The 5,382-nt window shown below is 67.9% G+C and carries 4 protein-coding genes; 2 read left to right on the top strand and 2 right to left on the bottom strand.

The features are described from left to right. A partial coding sequence (locus AC30NL_RS15325; RefSeq protein ID WP_489464866.1) for a universal stress protein occupies positions 1 to 594 on the bottom strand: 594 nt, incomplete at its 3' end. A gap of 1 nt (position 595) precedes the next feature. Next, the gene (locus tag AC30NL_RS15320; protein WP_489464865.1) at positions 596 to 1,015 is read right to left on the bottom strand and encodes an Hsp20/alpha crystallin family protein; all 420 of its coding nucleotides are present in this window, start codon (positions 1,013 to 1,015) and stop codon (positions 596 to 598) included. A 273-nt stretch (positions 1,016 to 1,288) separates the two neighbouring features. Between AC30NL_RS15320 and AC30NL_RS15315 the strand changes: the two genes are divergently transcribed. Next, a complete protein-coding gene (locus AC30NL_RS15315) occupies positions 1,289 to 2,059 on the top strand; it encodes a hypothetical protein (protein ID WP_489464864.1) in 771 nt (256 codons plus the stop codon). Positions 2,060 to 2,079: 20 nt separating this feature from the next. Further along, positions 2,080 to 4,620 carry a hypothetical protein gene (locus AC30NL_RS15310; protein WP_489464863.1) on the top strand — a complete coding sequence of 847 codons (2,541 nt, stop codon included), beginning with the start codon at positions 2,080 to 2,082 and terminating at the stop codon, positions 4,618 to 4,620. The last annotated feature ends 762 nt before the right edge of the window (positions 4,621 to 5,382 follow it).

The raw sequence follows: 5,382 nt of genomic DNA, 5'->3' as shown, positions 1-5,382 counted from the left end.
GCGCTCGATGTCATCGAGCGAATGGACATCGTCGTCACTCTCGCGCCAGTGGATCAGGTGAACTCGGCTGGCGGCGCGAAGAAGCGGCATCGCGCACGCAACGGCGCGCGCTGACTCGCGTGTCGATTTCCATGCAATGACGATGCGCCGTCCGGTGCCCGCAGTCTTGCGCGAGTGCGGCACGATGATGGCCGGCTTGCCGCTGTCGATCATGACGGCTTCGGTGAAGTTCGCCGGCACGTCATGCGAAGCGACATCGCCCGTCATGTGCTGCCCCAGAACGAGCAAGTCGCAGCAAAAGGCGTGGCGCACGAAGCCTCCGATCTCTTCTGAATCGCCTTCCAGCTCGGTCCAAGTGGCTGAACACCCGGGCGCCTGCAACGCCTCGTGGAAGATCGCTCGTGCGCGGTTCCGCCGTTTTTCTACGCTGGGCAGTGCATCCATGAAAGGCACCGGCAAGAGGTTTCTCGTGACGGCGTACAAGGCCGTGACAACCGCACTGTGCTGTGCCGCGAACTCGCGGGCCACCGCCACGCGCACTGCGCTGGCGGACGTGCCGTCGACATGAACGAGGATGGATCGGATGGCATTCATGCTACTGAATGCGAACCGAGCGCGCGCCGGAGTTTTCGCGCTTGGGCAGCGTGAGCTTGAGCACGCCATCTTGCAGCTTGGCAACGACCGCTTTATCGTCGATCTCGTGCGCGAGCGAGAAGCCGCGGGCAACGCTGCCGAAATAGGTCTCTCTCACCAGCACGCGGCCGCCGGACTTTTCTTCCTTCTCTTTCCTTACCTCGGCTGAGATGGACACGAAGTTGCCGTCGACGGTGACGCGAATGTCTTCCTTCTTCGCACCCGGAACCTCGGCACGGACCTCGTAGTCCTTGTCGTTTTCGGTGACGTCGATCCGGATGTCCTGCGGCGTTCCTTCCGCCAAGGCCGTTGGCCGCGAGAAGCGGCGGAAGAGTTCGGGGAACAGGTCATCGAGGCGTTCAAGGCGGGTCAGTGCACTCATGATGAATCTCCTTGGGTGACGTGAGTCGTTGGCTGGGAGGTAGTTGGCCGGGGGACATCATGCAGGGCCAACGCATCAAGTCTATGAAGCGGATTTCCGTTCGTATTGAGATTCGTCAAGCCCGCACTGCCTTCCCCCGATGACGGCCATCGCCCGCGCCTTCGCATCGCGCTACACGGTCTCGCATGGCGGACCCAGCCGGCCCCGCGAATGCGCATACTGGCGCAGCGCCCGAAAGCGCGACTCCGGTCGCTCGAAACCCAACGGAACTTCATGAAGACTCGAGGAACAGGCCTCCCCCCGCTGTCTCCTGTGCGCGGCTCCTCGTCGCAGGCGCCCAGCGCCGCTCGCGCCGCCCCAGGGCCTGCGCCGACTGACGGCGCGGGCCTGGCATCAATGCTGCCCACTCACCCCCGTGCGCCGCGCGACCGGGCGGGCGCCACGTCGGCACGCCCGAGAAACGCGGTGCTGCCCGCTGGCGTGGTCGCCGCCTCCGCGCCGCAGCCGGCCGCCCAGCTTCCGGCCGCCGGGGCGCCCGCTGACGCCAGTGCGGCCGCTTCCCAAGCACACGCTCGGCACAGGATGGACAAGTTGTGGATCAAGAGTGCATCGCGCCAGGCGGAGTTGGAGCCCCTGCGCCAGGCGTACATCCGCGCAGGCAAGGACGCTATCCCGGGGCCGCAGTTCCTGCGCCTGGTCCACTTCCTCACGACCCAGGCGGATGCACCGCCACTGGCCACGGGCAAGGCGGACATCCACCGCCACGTGGTCGAGATCCCGGGCACTGGGAGCCCGGTGCACGTGTTGCGGCGCGACCATGCCGATGGCTCCCTGGCCGACCTGCGCATCGCCAAGAGCGGCGCCGCGGCCGACGTGGGCCAGGCCGCCGCCGCCATGCAGCGCCAGGCGAACAAGACCGTTGCAACCCGTGCAGGACTGCTTGCCAAAGGCGGGAGGGCGCCGGCTCGTCCGCTCCCGCACGTGACGCCGCCCCGCAGCAAACGCCGTATCAGCGTCTGTGGAAGGCGCGCAGGCAGCAGCTGAGCGCGCTTCACAAGCAGTACGTGCAGACGTTGCGCGACAAGCGCAAGTTCTCCGGTGCGGACTTCCTCGAGCTTCTGCAGGAGCTCGCCGGGCAGCCGGGGGCATCGGAGCCAACCGACGAGGCCGGCATTGACCGGTGCCTCGTGCACCTGTCCCCGCTGGATCGAGACATACGGTTCCTGATGCGTCGCGACGACGGCGGCGAGCTGACTGATCTGCGTCTGCTGCCTTCGATCGAAGAAGAAGACCATGTGCTCGACCAGATGAGGACGGCGCAGAAACGTCGGGTCACCAATGCATCGGCCGAGCGAGTCCAGTACACGCGGGAAAATCCCCGGAGCACACGCCTGCGACACCTGTGGGAGAAGCATCTCCGACGCCGCCTCGAGGCGCCATTCCAGGCCTACGTGCAGCGCCAGCATGCACAGCACGAAAGCCGTGCGGGAGTGATCGCGTTTGTGCGCCACCTCGACGGGCTGTGCCAGAAGGAAGGCGGCACCGTCGTGGACGCAGAACACGGCATCGCGCGGCACGTTCTCGCCCTCGAAGGCAACGACATGCCTGTCACCCTGTTGCGACGGGTCGACGCAGAAGGAGCGCCCACGCTGCGCCACGTGGGGCCGGGCCTCATGGACGAAGCGAAGACGATCACGAACATGATCGCCCACATACAGGCCGGCATGACTCGCGCCGAGCGGGCCGCACGAGCCGAGCCCCGCCCGACCGGCATGCGGCCTGCCGGCGAGCCGGCCCCGCCGGCAGGCGTGCCTGCGCCCCGCGTGACAAGGGCCGTCCAGCTCAGGTGCGCGCTGGAGGTGATGGTCGCCAACAAGGACAACGGTGAACGCCTGTTGAAAGGTGCAGAGCAGGCCGCCGACGTTCCCGGGCCAGAGCTTCGCTCCTGGTTCACGCACGAGGGCAGGCTGAGTCGATCGATCGACGCCATGACGGTCCTGGTGGCCTTCTTCGACGAGCGAAGCGCCATCCACCAGCACCTCTGCGCATTGGGCCACGAAGACCAAGCCGACCTCCTGCCACAGCCGCTTTCCGCCGACCTGGTGGCGGCCGTTCTGCAGGCGCGGGTCAAGCACCCGGGCGCGACCAACGGCGCCAGCCTGGCGCGGCTCACGTGCGGAAACCGCCGCGTGATCGACCGCACCATCGATGCACGCACCGGCGCATTGATCATTGGCGACCACCGCCTGCAGCACCTGCCCGGGTATGACACCCACTGGCAGGCCATACGCGACGCATTGCGGGTCCTGGGCCACGGGGACCGAGCGAACGGCCTGCCGCCGCCGCCCACTGCCGGCGAGCAGTTCGTGCGCGCGCTCAAGGAAGACATTTACCCCATGGCGGCCGCCGTGAATGCCATGCAAGCCGAGCCCGGCTTGTCGGTGCGCGAGGCCGCGGGACGAATGTCGGACTCGACTGAGATGGCCGAGCGCCTAGAGTCGCTGGTCGAGCCCGGCGGGCGGCTGCGCAGCCGCGCCGGCATCCAGGCGCGGCTGCCGCACATGGACCCTCATTGCCTCCGGGAACTCGACGCCCTGCTGGCACAGTTGAACCCCGCGCCTTCACGCATGCGCCGGGTGCTGGTGCCGGGCTTCGGAAACTTCGGTGCAAAGCTCTTCATCGTGGATCCTTCGGGCGACAGCGCGGGTGTGCAGAGCACGACCAACAAGGGCCTGCGCGCGATCTACGCCGACAGCCCCGAGCTGGTGGTGCCGCCGCGCTCGTTCAGGCATGACCGCGCACAGCAGGCCTTGCGCTGGCTCTCGACGGTGCTCAAGAAGGAGTTCGGGGCCATCGAGGTGCAGTGCTACTTCGACGCCAAGCGCAACGACGTCTGGGTGTCCTCGAACAAGGAAGGCGTGAATCGCAAGATCGAGGCCTTTCTCGAATCCGGCGGGCTGAAGCGCCGGCTCGAGCAGGGGGGCGCGGACGCCGTTGGCAGCCGCGAAGGCCGACACCTGTCGAAGCTCGACCGCAAGCTGGCCGAGCCCGAAGCGGGCGCAGCGATGGCGCCCGTGCTGCAGGCCATGGCGAAGGCGCGCTTTCGCGTGCCCACCGACACCGTGCACCAGCACGGCAAGGCGATCGACCTGCATGCCGAGCGGCGCATCAAAAACGCCTTCGAGGAAGCCACCGGCGAAGCGCTGACGCTGCGATCGCTGGCCGGCACGATGCGCCCGTGCACCGTGTGCGCCGAAGCCCTGGGCCTGTCAAGCTGGGCCCACCGCGGCCCGGCCTGGCTGTCGCGCGCGGCCCAGGCCTTCTACGACGCCAACGACATCGTGGAGCGCAACGTCGGCGAGGCGATCGGCACCTATGCGTCGCTCACCAGAGCCGGCAAGCTCAGCGTGAACTACAACACCGACAGCGACTCGTCGGACGACGGCGCCGCACGCGCGCCGCGGCCCGCCGGCTCACCGGTTTCGTCTTTGGCGCCCTCCACGTCGCGGACGGTGCTGGGCAAGCGCAAGGCACGCGAGCCGCGCATCCGGGAGCCCGGCGAACCCAGCCAACCCAGCCAACCCAGTGAACCCGTGAACCCGTGAACCCGTCGAACCCGTCGAACCCGTCGAACCCGTCGAACCCGTCGAACCCGTCGAACCCGTCGAGGTGGCCGCCGAGCATCAGCGGGCACCCTGACGGAGCTGACCCGCCATCTCGATGCCTGGATCTGGCCTTCTTCCCTTGCCGCCACGACCGGGCGGCCAGCTTCGCCGCCGGAGCCGGCAAGCCCGACGGGCGCAGCCGGGGCGCAGGATGACTCTCCCGGCACACCGCGGCCGCGGTCGCAGGCGTCATAGGAAGGGGCGATGGGAACGGCGTTCCGATGATGACGGCCATCGCCCGCGCCTTCGCATCGCGCTACACGGCCTCGCATGGCGGACCAGACCGTCCCAGTGGGTGCGCATATTGGCGCAGCGCCCGAAAGCGCGACTGAGAGGCTGAGAGGCTGAGAGGCTGAGAGCCACCCCTTTCAAGGTCTTGTATTGGCTCCTTTCCCCTCTGGGGAGAGTTTGGGTGAGGGGCTTGCGGTGATGGCAACCCATGGCTTTATTCACCGCCCACAGCCCTCACCCCAGCCCTCACCCAGAGGGAGAGGGAGCGAAGACCGCCTCTGCCCGAGTCTGAGAGCCGATCGCTCGCAACTGCAACGGAATTTCATGAAGACTCGCGGAACAGGCCTCCCCCCGCCGCCTCCTGTGCGTAGCTCCTCGTCGCAGGCGCCCAGCGACCCTCGCGCCGCCCCCGGGCCTGCGCCGGTTGACGGCGCGGGCCCGTCATCGATGCTGCCCGCTCGCCCCCGCGCG

It is taken from the genome of Rhizobacter sp. (assembly GCA_021153565.1).
Classification (GTDB): Bacteria; Pseudomonadota; Gammaproteobacteria; order Burkholderiales; family Burkholderiaceae_C; genus Albitalea.
Note: the sequence above shows the minus strand (reverse complement) of the source record. Positions and strands in the feature narration are given on the sequence as shown.